Source organism: Colwellia sp. 6_MG-2023 (assembly GCF_030547765.1).
Taxonomy (GTDB): Bacteria; Pseudomonadota; Gammaproteobacteria; order Enterobacterales; family Alteromonadaceae; genus Colwellia.
In genome coordinates, this window is record NZ_JAUOPP010000019.1 from 20,513 (window position 1) to 37,581 (window position 17,069).

General features: G+C 36.4%; 14 protein-coding genes. 6 read left to right on the forward strand and 8 right to left on the reverse strand.

Features of this window, described 5'->3' with window-relative positions; genetic code table 11:
- Nucleotides 1-89: 89 nt before the first annotated feature.
- From Q4503_RS12585 to galE, 4 genes are read left to right on the forward strand one after another with little or no spacing between them, the layout of a single operon-like run.
- Nucleotides 90-1,817, forward strand: a complete 1,728-nt coding sequence (locus Q4503_RS12585) for an SLC13 family permease (RefSeq protein WP_303602479.1) — start codon at nt 90-92, stop codon at nt 1,815-1,817.
- A 24-nt stretch (nt 1,818-1,841) separates the two neighbouring features.
- The gene (gene cysC / locus Q4503_RS12590) at nt 1,842-2,486 is read left to right on the forward strand and encodes an adenylyl-sulfate kinase (protein WP_303602480.1); all 645 of its coding nucleotides are present in this window, start codon (nt 1,842-1,844) and stop codon (nt 2,484-2,486) included.
- 3 nt (nt 2,487-2,489) lie between these two features.
- Nucleotides 2,490-3,473 carry a DHH family phosphoesterase gene (locus tag Q4503_RS12595; protein ID WP_215973796.1) on the forward strand — a complete coding sequence of 328 codons (984 nt, stop codon included), beginning with the start codon at nt 2,490-2,492 and terminating at the stop codon, nt 3,471-3,473.
- Between the two features lie 28 nt (nt 3,474-3,501).
- Entirely contained in the window at nt 3,502-4,524 is a 1,023-nt protein-coding gene (gene galE, locus Q4503_RS12600; RefSeq protein WP_215973797.1) for a UDP-glucose 4-epimerase GalE, read from the forward strand.
- Between the two features lie 107 nt (nt 4,525-4,631).
- On the opposite strand, the gene Q4503_RS12605 is transcribed toward galE, so the two are convergent.
- Nucleotides 4,632-5,852: an EAL and HDOD domain-containing protein gene (locus Q4503_RS12605; RefSeq protein ID WP_215973798.1), complete on the reverse strand. Its 1,221-nt coding sequence runs from the start codon at nt 5,850-5,852 to the stop codon at nt 4,632-4,634.
- Between the two features lie 215 nt (nt 5,853-6,067).
- Between Q4503_RS12605 and putP the strand changes: the two genes are divergently transcribed.
- Entirely contained in the window at nt 6,068-7,555 is a 1,488-nt protein-coding gene (putP, locus tag Q4503_RS12610) for a sodium/proline symporter PutP (RefSeq protein ID WP_303602481.1), read from the forward strand.
- A gap of 111 nt (nt 7,556-7,666) precedes the next feature.
- Nucleotides 7,667-9,256: a YdiU family protein gene (locus tag Q4503_RS12615; RefSeq protein WP_303602482.1), complete on the forward strand. Its 1,590-nt coding sequence runs from the start codon at nt 7,667-7,669 to the stop codon at nt 9,254-9,256.
- A 21-nt stretch (nt 9,257-9,277) separates the two neighbouring features.
- Here Q4503_RS12615 and Q4503_RS12620 read toward each other — a convergent pair whose 3' ends face one another.
- From Q4503_RS12620 to Q4503_RS12650, 7 genes are all read right to left on the reverse strand, one after another.
- Nucleotides 9,278-10,042, reverse strand: a complete 765-nt coding sequence (locus tag Q4503_RS12620; protein ID WP_303602483.1) for a DUF3379 family protein — start codon at nt 10,040-10,042, stop codon at nt 9,278-9,280.
- Complete coding sequence (locus Q4503_RS12625; protein ID WP_215973800.1) at nt 10,032-10,550, reverse strand: sigma-70 family RNA polymerase sigma factor; 519 nt, start codon at nt 10,548-10,550, stop codon at nt 10,032-10,034. The genes Q4503_RS12620 and Q4503_RS12625 overlap by 11 nt, the downstream gene beginning before the upstream one ends.
- A gap of 97 nt (nt 10,551-10,647) precedes the next feature.
- A complete protein-coding gene (locus tag Q4503_RS12630; RefSeq protein WP_303602484.1) occupies nt 10,648-12,381 on the reverse strand; it encodes a BatD family protein in 1,734 nt (577 codons plus the stop codon).
- A complete protein-coding gene (locus Q4503_RS12635) occupies nt 12,375-14,390 on the reverse strand; it encodes a VWA domain-containing protein (protein WP_303602485.1) in 2,016 nt (671 codons plus the stop codon). Before Q4503_RS12635 ends, Q4503_RS12630 begins: the two co-directional genes overlap by 7 nt.
- Before the next feature lie 19 nt (nt 14,391-14,409).
- Nucleotides 14,410-15,399 (reverse strand): VWA domain-containing protein, encoded by a 990-nt coding sequence (locus tag Q4503_RS12640; RefSeq protein ID WP_215973802.1) that lies wholly within the window; start codon nt 15,397-15,399, stop codon nt 14,410-14,412.
- Nucleotides 15,396-15,977 carry a DUF4381 domain-containing protein gene (locus tag Q4503_RS12645; RefSeq protein WP_303602486.1) on the reverse strand — a complete coding sequence of 194 codons (582 nt, stop codon included), beginning with the start codon at nt 15,975-15,977 and terminating at the stop codon, nt 15,396-15,398. The genes Q4503_RS12640 and Q4503_RS12645 overlap by 4 nt, the downstream gene beginning before the upstream one ends.
- Complete coding sequence (locus Q4503_RS12650; RefSeq protein ID WP_215973804.1) at nt 15,965-17,044, reverse strand: DUF58 domain-containing protein; 1,080 nt, start codon at nt 17,042-17,044, stop codon at nt 15,965-15,967. The genes Q4503_RS12645 and Q4503_RS12650 overlap by 13 nt, the downstream gene beginning before the upstream one ends.
- Between the last annotated feature and the right edge of the window lie 25 nt (nt 17,045-17,069).

The following is a 17,069-nucleotide window of genomic DNA, read 5'->3' on the forward strand; positions in this document are numbered from 1 at the left end:
GTTGTGACGCCTTTTTGAATTAGTTAGGCGTACATATTTTCTTTGTCATCAACAACGCTAAGTATGAATATCTAACACCTAGGATAAAAATGACAATACAACAGTGGTTGATTATAGCTGTTTTTATCGCCACTTTTGTCGGCCTTCTTAAATATCAACAAGCACCCGAACGGGTTTTCTCTATTACAGTACTTGTTTGTTTAGCACTTTCTTTTGTAAGTGTTGACGATATTCTTAGTAATGCAGTAAACCCAGGTTTAGTCACCTTAATTTTATTAGTGCTTTGTTCCTTTTCATTTGAGCGAACCAGTATATTACGCCGTTTAAGTAATAGCGTTTTTAGTGGTTCAAAAATAAAGTCGATGTTACGACTTGTGATAGGTACTGCTTTTGCTTCTGCACTTATGAGTAATACTGCAGTAGTTGCGACGCTGATTAACAGTGTTAAAAGTAATAAGCTAATTAATGCGGGTAAATTACTACTTCCCTTATCTTATGCCGCTATATTAGGTGGTACTCTCACCTTAGTGGGCACCTCTACTAACCTTATTGTCAATAGTTTGTTAATTGAACAAGGTGGCCAAGGCTTAGCTTTTTTTGATTTTACCGGTATTGGTATTGTTGCACTTGCTTTCTGTTTATTAATTGTTGTTTTACGTGCTAAAACCTTGCCTAATATGGCGCAGGGTGAATTGTCGACTCAAGATTATTTGCTTGAAGCTGAAGTCTCTATAGATTCTAAGCTCATTGGTAAAAGCATTGAAGAAAATGGTTTAAGAAATTTAGATGCTTTATTTTTAGTTGAAATCGTCCGTTATGGTCGATTGATCTCGCCTGTTACGCCTGAAGAAACATTACAAGTAGGCGATAAGCTTATTTTCAGTGGTGATATTTCTAAAGTATTAACCTTACAGCAATTTGATGGACTAACATTATTTGCAGAGCGTAATGATCTGTTACGCGATAATTTAACAGAAGTACTTATTAAAAGTGAGTCAGCTATTGCCGGTAAAACCTTGAAAAAAGCAGGGTTTAGAGCTCGGTTTGACGCTGCAGTTGTTGCTGTTCGCCGTGAAGGTTGTGCTTTATCAGGAAAATTAGGCGATATTGTTTTACAGTCAGGTGATTTTTTAGTGCTAGCAGTAGGGCAAGACTTTGCAAGTAGAACTAATTTATCGAAGAATTTTTTTATTCTTTCAGGTCATCAGGCTGTCAACATGCTGAGTGGCTGGCGTGATCATGGTACTATTTGGGGTTTTGTACTTGCTATTTTAGTCTCAGTTTTAACGCCGGTTTCTTTATTGAGTTGTTTATTTATTTATGTGGCAGCGCTTATTTTTAGCGGAGCATTAACGGTAAATGAAATTAAACGTCGATTTCCATTAGAAATTTGGATGATAGTACTTGGCGCATTAACGTTAGCTAGTGCTGTTGAAAATACTGGTGTTGCAGCAGTTATTGCGAGTAGTATCGAACAGCTACTCAATGGTAGTAGCCCTTATATTGCTTTTGTGGCTATTTTTGTTTTAACGTTATTATTAACCGAGCTAATCACTAATAGTGCCGCCGCAGCATTAATTTTTCCTATTGCTTATAATATCGCACTAGGTTTAGGTGTTGATCCCATTCCTTTTGTGATGGCGGTTGCTTTTGCTGCCAGTGGAAGCTTTATTAGTCCTTATGGCTATCAAACCAATATTATGGTTTATAACGCAGGTAACTATCAATTGGGTGATTTTGTTAAGTTTGGTTTACCTGTGTCAATCACATACAGCGCTACGGTATTATTGATGATCCCTTTAGTGTTTCCTTTTTGATGTTAATTTTTTAAAGAGTACATAATGAAAACAGAAAATACTGTTTGGCATGAACAACATATTTCTAAAGAGCAACGTGCTAGCCTTAAAAGCCAAAAGCCTTGTTTGCTTTGGTATACTGGCTTAAGTGGCTCGGGTAAGTCGACAGTAGCGAATGCTGTTGATGCTTTATTATTTAAGTTGGGTTGTCACAGCTATCTACTTGATGGTGATAATGTTCGCCATGGTTTGAATGGTGACTTAGGTTTTACCGATGAAGATAGAGTAGAAAATATCCGCCGTATTAGTGAAGTGTCAAAATTATTTTTAGATGCAGGTCTAATTGTCTCAACAGCTTTTATTTCACCGTTTACAGAAGATAGAGCGAGAGCAAGAGCGAAATTAGAAGACGGTGAGTTTATCGAAGTTTATATCGATACGCCAATCAGTGTTTGTGAGCAGCGAGACCCTAAAGGGCTTTATAAAAAAGCACGCGCAGGTGAAATTAAAGATTTCACTGGCATAGATTCTACTTATGATGTTCCTCAGAGTCCGGAGATTCATGTTAAAACCGCTGAGTTATCAATACAAGAGTGTGCTGAGCAAATTGTTCATTATTTAATTGAGCAAGGTTTTATTACTATGAATAAAAATGATAGTGACAATATTGGTCGTTTAGGACAAGGATAAGTTATGCATTATGATGTTTTTAATGGTGATGCCGATGGCATTATCGCGTTGTTGCAACTTCGACTGTCTAAAAATAAACTGCATCCAAAAGAATCGGTTTTAGTGACAGGCGTAAAACGTGACATTAGTTTGCTTAAAAATGTTAATGCAGAATCCGCAACATCAGTGACTGTTTTAGATATATCATTAGAAAAAAACATTGAAGCTTTATCTAATTTGCTGGAAAAGGAAGTTGACGTGTTTTACGTCGATCACCATAGAACAGGCGAAGTTCCACAATCAAAATATCTAACAAATTTAATCGACACCGATGCCAACACTTGTACTAGCCTAATAGTAAATAAGTATCTACAGAATGAATTTGTTCACTGGGCTATCGCAGCTGCGTTCGGTGATAATATGCAATTATCAGCGCAAACGCTCGCCAAAGAGCATAATATATCAAGTGAGCAGCAGGCATTGTTAAAAGAGCTTGGTATTTATATTAACTATAATGGCTACGGTCGTAGTGTTGATGATTTACATTTTCATCCCGCACAACTATTAGAAAAGCTATCTGATTACGCTGATCCATTTGATTTAATTAATGAAACTAATTCAATATTTTATCAACTTAAAACAGCCTATTTAGTTGACATGGAAAAAGCGCATAAGTCTCCTGTTTTAGTGAATAATGAGCAAATCTGTGCTGTACAATTAGCTGATCAACCTTGGGCAAGAAGAGTTAGCGGTGTTTTTGGTAATGCACTTGCTAATGGAGCACCTAACAAAGCTCATGTTGTTGTCACCTTAAATGAAAGTCTTGCTGATGAAGAGCCTACTTATACTATTAGCCTTAGAGCTCCATTAAACAATAAACAAGGAGCAGGGGAACTCTGTGCAAACTTTCCTACTGGGGGAGGGCGAGCTGCTGCTGCGGGAATTAATGCCTTGCCAGCAGAAATGCTTGGCGATTTTTTTGCTAGCGTGGCAAAATATTACCAATAAAGTTAAATACTAGAAGCAAGGGAATATAATGAGCTTATTAATAACAGGTGGTACAGGTTATATAGGTAGCCATACAGTTGTTGAATTGCAAACGTTAGCATTAGAAGAAGCATCGAACCAAGATATCATTATTGTTGATGATTTATCTAATTCTTCCACGCTAGTTCTTGATAGAATTAAACAGATCACCAATAAAACAGTCACTTTTATTAAAGCGGATGTTTGTGATTATAACGCGATAAATGCTATTTTTGACCAGTATGATATTGATGCGGTAATTCATTTTGCAGGTCATAAAGCTGTGGGAGAATCGAATGAAAAGCCCCTTAGTTATTATCATAATAATGTTTCAGGTACCGTTACTTTATTACAAGTGATGGCTGAGCATAATGTTAAGAAATTAGTATTTAGCTCTTCGGCTACTGTTTATGGTGATAATGTTTCGCCATTAAATGAAAGCATGCCAACGTCGGCGACTAACCCTTATGGTCAAACTAAGCTGATGGTCGAGCATATTTTGTTTGATCTCGCAAAAAGTGATAGTGAGTGGTCGATTGCTTGCTTGCGTTACTTCAATCCTATTGGTGCGCATAGTTCTGGTTTAATAGGTGAAAACCCTAATGGTATCCCAAATAACTTATTACCCTATGTAGCACAAGTTGCAATTGGCCGATTAGCACAATTACAGGTGTTTGGTGATGACTATGATACTGTTGATGGTACAGGTGTTCGTGATTATATTCATGTGGTTGACTTAGCTCAAGGCCATGTGAAAGCGTTACAAAACTTAGATAAAATATCTGGTTGTAAGGCTATTAATTTAGGTACAGGTAATGGTACCTCAGTGCTTGAAATTGTTAACACGTTCAAAGAAATTAGTGGTCAAGATATTCCATACAAAATAGCCCCTAGAAGAGCTGGTGATTTAGCAACGGTATACGCTAATGCAGATTTGGCTAATGAATTACTTGGTTGGCAAGCAACTCGCAATTTATATACTATGATTGAAGATACTTGGCGTTGGCAGTCTGAAAACCCAGAAGGTTTTTAATTAATAATTAAGGCCAATAACTTGTTAAATATTATTTGTCTATAATTGAGATTGCTAAACAGGAAATGAGTGTATTATTGAAAATAATACCCGTTTCCTGTCATGGTTTATTCAGACATCTGACTTTGTTCATCAGCCCATGCTAATGCTTCATTATAATGTTTTAGGGTTTGAGTCTTCTCTATTATAAGTTTTTCCATAATAATATTTGTTTTATCCCATTCGGCATGCTCAATTAGTTCAGCTAATCTTATTATGGCTGCCATCAAGCCTTTTCGCGTTAATAGAGGATCTTTAATTTCACTCGTTAGTGGAAGTTTATCTAAGATAACCTCTATTTTTTCATCTAAAATTGCATCTATCATGGATAATAACCCCGTAAGAAAAGCAATTGAAACATCAGATCTATAGCTCATATCACGCGCAATAAGCTCACAAAATTTAGCACGAGCAAGTGCGGCTTTTATTAATTCATTGGGCTTTTCAGGGTTTACTGTTACAGCAAACATTAAGGCAAGAAAACGTTTAAGTTCGCTCGAACCGAGTAATATTAATGCTTGTTTTATCGTTGAAACTTCACTACGTCGTTTAAATGCGGCAGAATTTGCATAACGAAGTAATTTATAAGATAGAGAAACGTCCCGCTCAAAAACGTGGGTAATACCTGCAAGATCTAACTCTGGTTTAGACGTTTCATATAGTAGGTCTGCCATTGTAAGTTGAGAAGGTGATAAGTTTTTAGTTTTCACCATTTCCGGTCTAGCAAAAAAGAAGCCTTGAAAATAGGTAAAGCCTAACTGCTTAGCTTGTTCATATTCTTCATAAGTTTCTACTTTTTCTGCGAGTAATTCTATGTGAGGGTAATCTCTAGTTGCTTCAATTATTTGATTTACTTCACTTAAAGCTGTTTTTTGAATATCTACCTTAATAATTTTTATATAAGGATAAAAATGTATCCATACATTTTGGTGTACATAGTCATCTAAAGCAATGATGTAATTTTTACTATGCAAATTTTTACATAGGCCGAGTAATTTTTTGCCAGGTTTTACTGTTTCTAAAACTTCAACTACTACTTCTTCATTTGTCAGCATCTCGGGATAACCTTGAACTAAGGTTTCTAATGTGAAGTTTATGAAGGCGAGTTTATTATTTGTAAATTCACTTATACCCATATTGAATTTACTTGCTTCAATCATTTTACTTGTTGCTTCATCACCATCTATATCAGGAAAAACATTGTCTATACTATCGCGAAAAAGTAACTCATAACCAAAGAGTTTTTTGTTTACATCTAAAATAGGCTGTCTAGCGGCATAAAAGTACATAGTTTGAGCAATATCTTTTTTAATAAAAGCAGTTACTAATCAATATACCTGTTCTGTTTGAAGATGCAAGATAGCTGAGCTTTATTGTTTGTCGTAAAATCTATTTAATAAGTACTTTTTATAGGAAGATTATGCCACTAAGGTTTATTTTTAGTGGCTTTCTTGATAGCGTAGGTAGGTATTTCACAAAATAAAAACAATTTAAGGGGTAACACTTGGAATTTGGAACAATGGTTTCGTTAGCGCTATATTTTATCATTATGTTAGGTATCGGAATTTACGCCTTCAAAACATCAACAGATGATGTGTCAGGATTTATGTTAGGAGGGCGAAACTTAAGCCCTGGAGTTGCAGCTTTATCTGCAGGTGCATCTGATATGAGTGGCTGGATGTTAATGGGGTTACCAGGAGCAATGTATGTTTCAGGTATGAGTAGCTTGTGGATTGCATTTGGTTTGGTTATTGGTGCTTTTTTAAATTATATAATTGTCGCGCCACGCCTGAGAACTTATACCGAAGTAGCGAATGACTCTATAACTTTACCTGACTTCTTTGAAAACCGTTTTAATGATAAATCTCGTTTATTAAGAGTGGTGTCTTCTGTTGTTATTGTCGTCTTTTTCACTCTGTATACCTCAAGTGGTATTGTTGCTGGCGGTAAACTGTTCGAAAGCTCTTTTGGTTTGAATTATGAAGTTGGCCTGTATGTAACAGCGGGTGTTGTCGTCGCTTATACTTTTTTTGGTGGTTTTTTAGCTGTTAGCTTAACTGATTTTGTTCAGGGCTGCATTATGTTCATAGCACTTGTTTTAGTGCCTGTGGTAGCGATTAACGAAGTAGGTGGTATCAATGAGGTACGACATACTGTAAGTAATATTAACCCTGAACTATTAGATATTTTTAATGGTGTTGGCGCAATCAGTATTATTTCGGCAATGGCATGGGGCTTGGGGTACTTTGGGCAACCTCATATTATTGTAAGGTTTATGGCGATACGAAGTGTAAAGGATATGCCCGCAGCACGACGCATTGGTATGAGTTGGATGATAGTGGCTATCATTGGTGCAATGGGGACAGGCTTTGCGGGGATAGCTTATGTTGCTAAAACAGGTATGTCTCTTAAAGATCCGGAAACGATTTTCATTTTATTATCGCAAATTCTATTTAGTCCACTGATTGCAGGCTTCTTATTAGCTGCAATTTTAGCTGCTATTATGAGCACAATCTCATCTCAATTATTAGTGACATCAAGCTCTTTAACAGAAGATTTTTATAAAACATTTTTACATAAAGAAGCGTCTGATAAGCAACAAGTCATGGTGGGGCGAATTTCTGTTATTTTAGTTGCATTAGTCTCAATTTCTTTAGCTTATGATCGCAATAGCACTATTTTAACTTTAGTGAGTAATGCTTGGGCTGGTTTTGGTGCCGCGTTTGGCCCAGTTATTATCGGTAGCTTGTATTGGAAAAAAATGACCAGAAATGGAGCCCTAGCAGGGATGATTACCGGCGCAGTCACAGTATTGCTGTGGATTTATTTACCGATCACTATTAATGGGCAATCATTAAGCTCAATAATGTATGAAATAGTGCCAGGCTTTATTTTATGTTCTTTGGTTATTTATATTGTTAGTAATATGGCGCCTCAAAATGATAGCGCTATTTTAGCCAAGCATGACGAAATGTTGACCCACCATCCTTAATACATAAAAGAAGGATAATATAAATGAACAGGCATTAGTTTAATGTCTGTTCAGTGTAAATTAATCACTGTTAACAGATGTTGTTTATACAGTTATAACTTGGACAGCCCATTGAAATTTTACAATAGTTATTTTGAACTAGGTGCACAATTTTATCAGCACGTATCACCAGATACAGTGCCAGATCCAAAGCTTTTGTTGTGGAACAAGGCATTAGCCGATGATTTATCGATTACTGAAACATTGCAAGCAGATCACAAACTATTAGCTAAGTACGGCTCAGGTAATGAATTACCTAAAGGGGTCAACTCAATTGCCTTGGCTTATTCAGGACATCAATTTGGTCATTTCAATCCTAATTTAGGGGATGGTCGAGCGCATTTACTTGGTGAGATGTTTGATAAGCAAGGTATTCGTCGTGATATCCAGTTAAAAGGCTCAGGGCAAACTGTTTTTTCAAGACGCGGCGATGGGAAGTGTGCATTAGCGCCAGCTTTACGTGAGTACATGATGAGTGAAGCTCTCTATGCGCTTGGTGTGCCCACCTCTAGGTGTTTAGCTGTAGTAGGTACTGGTGAGTTGATTAACCGAGGTTTGGCTAAACCTGGCGCTGTGGTAACCCGTGTTGCCGCTAGTCACATTCGTGTTGGTAGCTTTCAATACTTTGCCGCTCGCGGCGATATAGATTCATTAACTGCCTTGCTTGATTATACTATTGAGCGTCATTTCCCTGAAATTGATGATCCTAGTCTTAACAATGCAGATGCTGATAGTACAAAGGTTAGTAATCAAAAGCCTTCGCAAGAACAACGTATTTTACAGTTTTTAGAAAAAGCAATTGATAAGCAAATAACCTTAATTACACAATGGTTACGTATCGGTTTTATTCATGGTGTGATGAACACAGATAATACTGCTATAAGTGGCGAAACCATTGATTTTGGTCCTTGTGCAATGATGGGAACCTATGACAATAAAGCTTCTTTTAGCTCTATTGATGAATATGGTCGTTATGCTTTTGGTAATCAAGGAAAAATTGGTCAGTGGAATATGGCTAGATTAGCCGATTGTCTATTAGTGTTATTGAATGACACAGCTGAAAAAGATGCGGATAATAATATTGAAGACGAAGTTAACCAAGAAAAAACGTTAGAAAGCATTGAAGCGATCATTCAGCAATATACAAGTAAATTTGATCAAGCTTATTATGCAATGTATGCGAAAAAGCTGGGTATTAGTGACATAGGTGAAAATCATATGACTTTAATTAATGATCTTTTAGCCATGATGCAAGCTCAAAAACTGGATTACACACAAACTTTTTATGCACTAACACAATCATTATCAAATAGTGCCCAAGAAAAAGCGTTAATCTCTGAATTTGGTCAATGGTATCAAACATGGATGGAAACCCTAACTCAGCTTAACATCTCAAAAGTAGAAGCAGAAAGCTTGATGTCTAAAAACAATCCATTAGTAATTCCTCGAAATCATCATATCGAGGAGTTACTTGATCGTTGTGAGTTAGTAGTAACAGATAACATGAATTCTAATACATCAGATAACCCAAAAGTTAGCGATATTGTAAATGACTTTCTTCAAGTTATCTGTTCACCATATAAAGAACTTACGAATACTAAATATTACCAAGACGCACCGCAAGATAAAGACCAATATTATCAAACCTTTTGTGGTACTTAGTTTTTCTAATTAGTGTCCTAATTAAATAGACCAGTTAATATTGTTGCTAATAGCACGTTGCCATTGGCTTAATGATTCGTTTTTATTAGCAACAACAATAATATCATTTTCTTGATAACTAAGAGATTCACCTTGTAAATTATCATCATGAAACTTATCAACAAATTCAAGATGTTCTTTCTTAGGCACAACAAATACCGCCACAGTATCGGTTACCCCTTTAAATACTAAGTGTAGGCTTTTCATACCATCAAATCGGCAGTAATCTGCAGCAATCAATTCACCCATTGAATCACTAAAGCTGCCATTAAAAGTAACCATTTTTTGATTTAATGAGTCTAAGCTGACTTTAGCATTTGTACTATTAGAAAATGAACCTTGTTCATAGTAGACGTGGGCAAGAGCATAATCACCTAAATTGTCATAATTATAGCTATTAGAAAATTGTAAGTAATTGACTACTATTCCCGCAATTATTGCGACAGATGCGGCTAAAGCTAAATGGATACGTGATTTACGTTTATTTTGTTGATGGCTTTTGAGTGTTTGACGTAAAAGTAATTTATCACATAAATCGTCAGGCACAGGAATACTCATTGCTTGTTTGATTCTTTCATCAAGCATGCAAAGCTCTTGGGCTAATTGCTTTTTCGCAGGATCATCCTTTTGAGCTGCGATTATATCTTCATCTAAGCTGCTAGGGTCAGCATAGATGCTGCGCCTAAATTGTAAGTCATCCATTTTCGTTTCAGATGTCATATCTTTACTCGTTGTACTATTTTTCATGGAGAAATCTCGCCTTTTCAGGCTCTTTTTCTAAAGCTTCTTTTAACTGGTTTCGAGCTCTAAATAATCGAGTCATTACCGTATTTTTGTTTAAGTCTAATAATTTAGCTATATCTTCACCACTGTAGCCACCTAGTATTTGTAGTACTAATGGCTCGGAGTATTCCGGCGGTAATTGAGCTATTTTATCTCTTAACCATTCGTTTTCTATCTCTTGTTCAGTACTAGTGGATTGCGTATCCATTATACTGTCCTCTTCATATTCACTCATATCAAAGCGTTTTCGTTCAAATCGCCTTGCATTTTCGCGCCTTAAAATGGTTATTAACCATGATTTAGCGGCTTTTTCATCTTTTAATGAGTCAAGTGCACGCCATGCTCTTAAAAAGGTTTCTTGTACTAAATCTTCAGAAACCTGTTTGTCGTGAGTTAACCAATATGCGTATCGGTATAAATCACTATGAAGCCCTTTTACCAGAGCTTCATACCTAACTTGTTTTGTCGCCATGCAAATGCCTTAATGGACTCAATATATCAGACCTGATATTTATTATATTAATTTCAACTTTTATTTAAATTCTTTATTAAATGTGTTTATTTTAGTATTAAGACGGATTTAATGTGAATTTAGGTTGTTGTTTATTTTTATTACCTGAAGCATTAATTTGTTGAATTGCCTTTAATAGTTTATCTCCAACCCATGTTTGTTCAGTTACGTCTTTACCATATAGGTATAGCTGAATTTCATCAATAGCTGAAGTAAATTCTTCATTATCTATTTTTATTAAAGCCTCAGATAAGGTCGATATTGCACTTCCTTCCTGATTTAAAGGTAAGGTATTTAACCAAGGTAGAACTAAATTAAGAGTTTGTTCGGCATCATTTTTTTTACAAGCAGCCATCAAGGCAAGATAATGATTATTTACTGCCTTTATCTTGTTAGGCTCTACTTGTTTAGTGGTAGTGCGTTTTAAATACCAAACATGGCACGCCCAAGCAAAAGTGGTTAAAATCCATAAGCCTAAAAATAACCACTGTAACGAGCTCGTTTTTTCAACAATGTTAGGTGGCGATAGGGTTACAGGTGAAACTGCTGTTTGTCCTTGCGATACTATAGGTGTATTTACCATATTGCTTGTTACAGAAGTCGGGGCATCAGGATTCGGCTTAATGCTAATTGTCTGCTCTGGTAAGATTGCTTGTTGATATTTATTCGTTATGGTATTCCACCAAGCAATGGTTATTTTAGGTAGAGTATAGTCACCAGGTTGGCTGGCAACTAAAGCAAAGTTTTGTCTTTTTTGACTAATTAAGCGTTCTTTTGTTAAGTTTGAATGTAATTCAGGTTGATCTGGATATATTTTCAAACCGCTTGGTGCTTCCATCATTATTTGAGGAAGCTGTGCTTTAGCTAAACCGGCTGCGGTTAATGTAATTGTACGTGTAATCGGCTCACCTACTTTAAATTCTTGAGGCTCTGGTTGCCATTCTTGATGCAAGGTAAGTAATTCACTAGGTAACCAGCTAGTATTCTTATCTAAAGGAAAACTGTCAGGAATTGGGCGTACATTAAGCGCTATTTTTTCACCTATAATATTAATAGGTTTAGTGTCACCAAAGCTTAAAAACCCAGAGCGACGTTGTGATTGAACCATAATATCACCAGAGAACATTGGTGTTTCTAGTATTAAATTACCACTTTGCTCGGGCGTAATAGCATAGGTACGTTCAATTATTCTATAACGCTTACCGTTAACAATATTATCACTTTCTTGATCTTTACCTACTTGCTCTATGGTTGCTCCTTGTAAGCTTGGTTCAGTTAAGCTACCACGTTGAAGTTGAACACCAACATGTAATTTAACGGTAAGTGTAAGTAGCTGCTGAACATAGATATCTTTTGAGGACAGCTCTGTTGATATAAACACATCTTTTTGTTGAGTCGACGTTGCGTTACTTTGCTCGACTACTTGTACATTAATTGGTTGAGAGCTATGCCCATCTATAGTTAGAGGTGGTATTGTTAAACTGCCAATTGTTTTTGGAATTAATATAATTTTCCAGCGCGTGGTTCTGCTTGTTTCGAAATTGATCATACTCGTTTGTGAGCTGACTTCTGTGCGCGCAACAACAAAATCTTTTAATAGCATTGAGGTATCAAGTGCATCTCGCTCAACATTGTCATCCGCGATAACGGTTAAAATGATTGAGTCATTTTTCATTACAGGATTAGCATCTATGCTTGCCGTAACGCTACTAAGAGCAAAAGCTGTTTGGCTTATTGCTATGGCGGTAATGACGGTTAGTAAGGCTAATACGTTCAAAATAATTTTTACCACTGTTTTTTGACTCCTGGACTAGTGCTATCTTGTTTGCGTTTTTGATATTCTAATTGCATTTTGTTGCGCAGTAATAAATAGGGATCATCTGTTACTTTATTCAATAACTGTTGATGTTTTTGGTCTGTTTCTTTAGCTTGTTGTTCGGCAGCAATTTGTGCGGCTGTTTTTGCTTCATTTTCATTACCTTGTTCTTCAGTTGGCTCTGTACTTTCTGACTGCTGTTCTTTTTCTTCAGACTCTTGCTCTTGTTGTTCTTGGTTAGATTCTTCAGGCTTACTATCTTGTTCTTTGTCATTATTTTCATCTCCTTCAGAGCCTTGTTGACCTTCTTTATTGTCTTGCTCTTGAGACTGATCTCCTGGAGATTGATCATTTTCTGATTGCGAGTCTTGTTGTTCTTGATTTTTATTCTCGTCAGAATCTTGTTCTTGTGAATCCTCGTTTTCTGATTGGTCACCCTGTTGCTCTTGCTGCTCTTGCTCTTTTTGTAGCTGCTTTATTTTTTCTATATTATCTTTAGCATCTTGGAGCTCAGGGTTTTTACTTAATGCTTCCTCATAACTTTCAATAGCTTGCTCGTATTGTTGCATTTTAGCTAACGCATTACCTTGATTGTACAAAGAGTCAGCACTATTAGCTTCATCGCCTTTTCTAAAAGCATCTAAAGCTGCTTGGTAGTTACCGGCTTTATAATGAGAGCTACCTTGCCACTGTGAATTTTTAAATTGTTCAGCAGCTCCTTGAAAATTTTCTTGGTTATATTTTTTTTGTGCTTGTTGATCGCTTGTTTCCCATAAGTTTTGCCATAATTTTTTGGAGGTACTTGCGAAAGATGATGTAGCAATTTGCAAATTTTCTACAGTGTTATTTTTTTCAATTTCAGCCGGTTCAGTTGCTGCAAAACTAGAAGAACTAGCGAGTGAAAAAGAAAGTAAAAATAACATAGGCATACAAGTTAAAGGTAATAGTAGAAGTGTACTGCCACGACGAAAATAGCTCAGCATCAAGGGCAGTACTAGTAATAATAACCATGCCCCTTGTTCTTGCCATTGATCACCAGTTTGTTGGCTTTGTTGTTTTTCGCTTTTATTTCTTTCAGACATCGTGTCTTTTACAATTAAATTATTAATATCACTATCATCATTTTTTATGGTTTGATAGTTTCCTTGTCCACGCGATGCTAGCGATTGTAATTTATGGCTTGGCAGCTGTGGCACAACGATAGCACCAGAAGAATCTTTTAATAATTCACCGCTAGGTAAGGTTATAGGAGCGCCACTTTCAGTACCTACACCTAAAATATTTAATTGATGACCAAATTCATTTGACCAGTCATAAATATCGTTTATTTCTTCATTATCGATATCGTCAGTGAACCAATAAATATCGCCATTAAGGTGTCCAGCATTGATCAGCATTTCATGGGCAAGTGTTAATGCGGCCAAAGGATTAGAGCCAGATACTGGCATAATGCCTGGTGTTAATGAAGGTAGTAATAGGGCTATGTTTTTTACATCTTGGGTTAATGGGCTAATGATAAAGGCATCACCAGCATAAGCAATTAACCCAGTATCACCTTCATTGATTTTATTAAGTAAATCAATAGCCTTAAAGCGTGATCTTGTCAGTCTATTAGGCTTTACATCAGTGGCATACATGGAATAAGACATATCCATAATAAGAACGGAGCCGCGTTCCGTTTGGTAAACCGGTTGTGGTAGTTTTTTCCACACAGGCCCAGCTAAGGCAATGATACCCAATAAACCGATAATAAAGGGTTTTAACAAAAAAGTTTTACTGCTAAATGAGTTTTTGTTGGTGCTTGAATTAGCACTTCCTTCTACGAGCACTTGGCTTAAATGGCTAGGGAGAAATTTTTGCCAAGGTGATTGATGAAAACGGTGTTTTTTTAATAACCAAAGTACCAGAAATAAAGCAAAGAGTGCCAATAGCCAATAAGGTCTGACAAAATGAAAGTTGCTTAGAAATAAATTAAAAGAGGTCATTGTGATATTTAAACCTAGGTTATTTACGATTGAAGCGAGTAAAATTGATGGCTAAAAAATAGAACATACTAATCAGCAAAGCTAAGGCCAACGGAAAATAAAATAACGCAGTAAGTGGCCTCATTTGTTGTTGCTCTTGTTCTAATGGCTCAAGTTGATCGAGCAATTGATAAATTTCGCTCATATCTTGTCCATCTCGGGCACGAAAATATTTACCGCCCGTTTCTTCAGCTAATTTTGTTAAGGTTTGTTCATCTAATTCGCTCGAAGGGTTAACTCGGCGTGTGCCAAATAATGATTTTTGTAACATTACGTCAGCACCAATACCAATAGAATAAATAGTGATATCTTTGGCAATGGCAAGCTCAAGCGCTTGTTCAGGTGATATTTTTCCTGCGGTATTTTGTCCATCAGTTAATAATAATAAAACTTTGTTAGACTTTTGCTTGGCATCAAAACGTTTTACAGCAAGCCCGATAGCATCACCGATTGCGGTTTTTTGTCCAACTAAACCTAATACACTTTCATCAAGCATTTGTTTAACGGTTTTTCTATCAAAGGTCATTGGTGTTTGCATATAAGCATCATCAGCAAAGAGTATTAAACCAAGCCTGTCTCCTACACGACGTTGTATAAAATCACCTAACACTACTTTTAGCATGTTAAGGCGGTTTACGGTGTTACCATTTAGCTGCATATCTTCTATTTGCATACTGCCAGATAGATCAACGGCAATCATCATTTCTCTGCCTTCGGTAGGAATATCAATAGCATCACCAAGCCATTGTGGTTGACTTAATGCTAATACTGTTAATAGCCAGCATAAGGTCAAAACAATTAATGGCGCTTTCTTATTTTGTTGATGAGTAACATCGACAGAATGACTATCAATTAATTGCGGCATAATTAATGCTGCACTTACTTGAGTACTGTCCTTCTTAGGTAACCAATAAACTAATAGCGGGAGTGGTAAAAGAAGTAATAACCAAGGCCAAGCAAACGTTATCATGCGCTAACTCCTTGACTTTTCTTTAAAGGTGAACTCATATTTTCGTCGGTATTAGTCTCAATCTTTTTTGATGGTTTAGGTGGCAGTGCGTGCGTTAGCCAAAGAATAGCGGCGTGATAAAAGTCGCTATCTGATGACGGAACATTATGTTCATCTTTTTGAGACTGATATTGGTTGATAAAGGCTTCTTTACTTAAACTAGTGAACGTTTCTTGATATTTTATTGGTAATTGAGCTGTTAAAAATGACTGTAATGAATCACCAAAAAGCTTAGCCAATTCTGTCCGAGAAAAATAATGCATAGCCGCCCATTTTAATAGGGCTACCGTGTCATTTATTGAAAGGTTAGGCGTATTTTTTAATTGTATTAATGCTTGTTTCTTTACTTGGTTACGTTGCGCATTTTTTCTCATTTTAATGATAGTAATAATCGCGATAAAAACAATCATTGCGGCTAATAACCACCAACCATAGGCAATAGGGAAGTTAGATATTTGCTCTGGTACATGAATATCTTTTAATTCTATTGTGTTCGCTTGCATTGGGGCTTGAGTTGGTAGAGCGTTTATCGACTGCAAAATTTTGCTCCCTCTTTCAGTTGTTGCTCTAGTGTTCGACCAGCGCTCAAATTAAATACTCTAGCACCAGCTTTAGTAAGTAGTTCAGAACATTGTTCATTGATAGTTTGTGCTTGTTTGTGATAATTCTCTTCAGCTTTTCTATCACCTAAGGTTAATTGTTGGCGATTTTCACCATCCGTTAATACAACGTTAAGTTTTAAAGAACTGCTTGGTAGCGCTTGCTCTAATGGATCGTCAATTAAACAAACGACTAACTCACAATGTTTACTTATTTGTGTTAAATGTCGTAAAGCATCTTGTTGTGCACGATTAGGGGCTTGTTTTAACTGTTGGCCATCGGTAATTAAATATACTAAAGAACCTGGTTTAGCTACTTGTCTAATACGAGCACAGTTATCACTAAAGTAATTTTTATTAGCAGTGCTACTATCTGGTTTTTTATTGATCTCAGCTTGGTTTTCTTGAGGAGAATTGTCATATTGCGCTTTATGTTGAGCAAGATGAATAGCAGTTAGTGAGTGTAAATAATGTAACACGCCTTCCTTGCGACTTCTCGGTTTTAGCTCTAGATGATCATGTTGGTTAAAAACAATGCCACCTAAACGATCACCACGGTTTTTAGCATGCCAAGCAACTAAAGCGGCTAAATGAGCAGCTTGAACAGATTTAAAAAGTAATTGGCTACCAAAATGCATACTGGCACTTAAATCTGTGGCGATAAGAACAGGGCGTTCTAATTCTTCACGAAATAATTTTGTGTGAGTTTTACCTGTTCTTGCCGTAACACGCCAGTCAATTGCTCTAATATCGTCACCCGTTTGGTAATGACGAACTTCGTCAAACTCCATACCTCGACCTTTAATGCGTGATAAGTAATTCCCAGACATTTGTCCTTGAATATTCTTACGTGCAGCTAAGTCAATAAGTGCCGTTTTATTTTGATAATTTAATAGCTCTGTCATGGCAAGTTCAACACCATTGCTATCAATGCTTGCTAGCTGACTTTGACAGTCATTTATCGCTAAATTCTGTTTATTGCGGGTTGTTTTTTGTTTAAACCACATAGTTATTGCCGACCGTATTACTCAA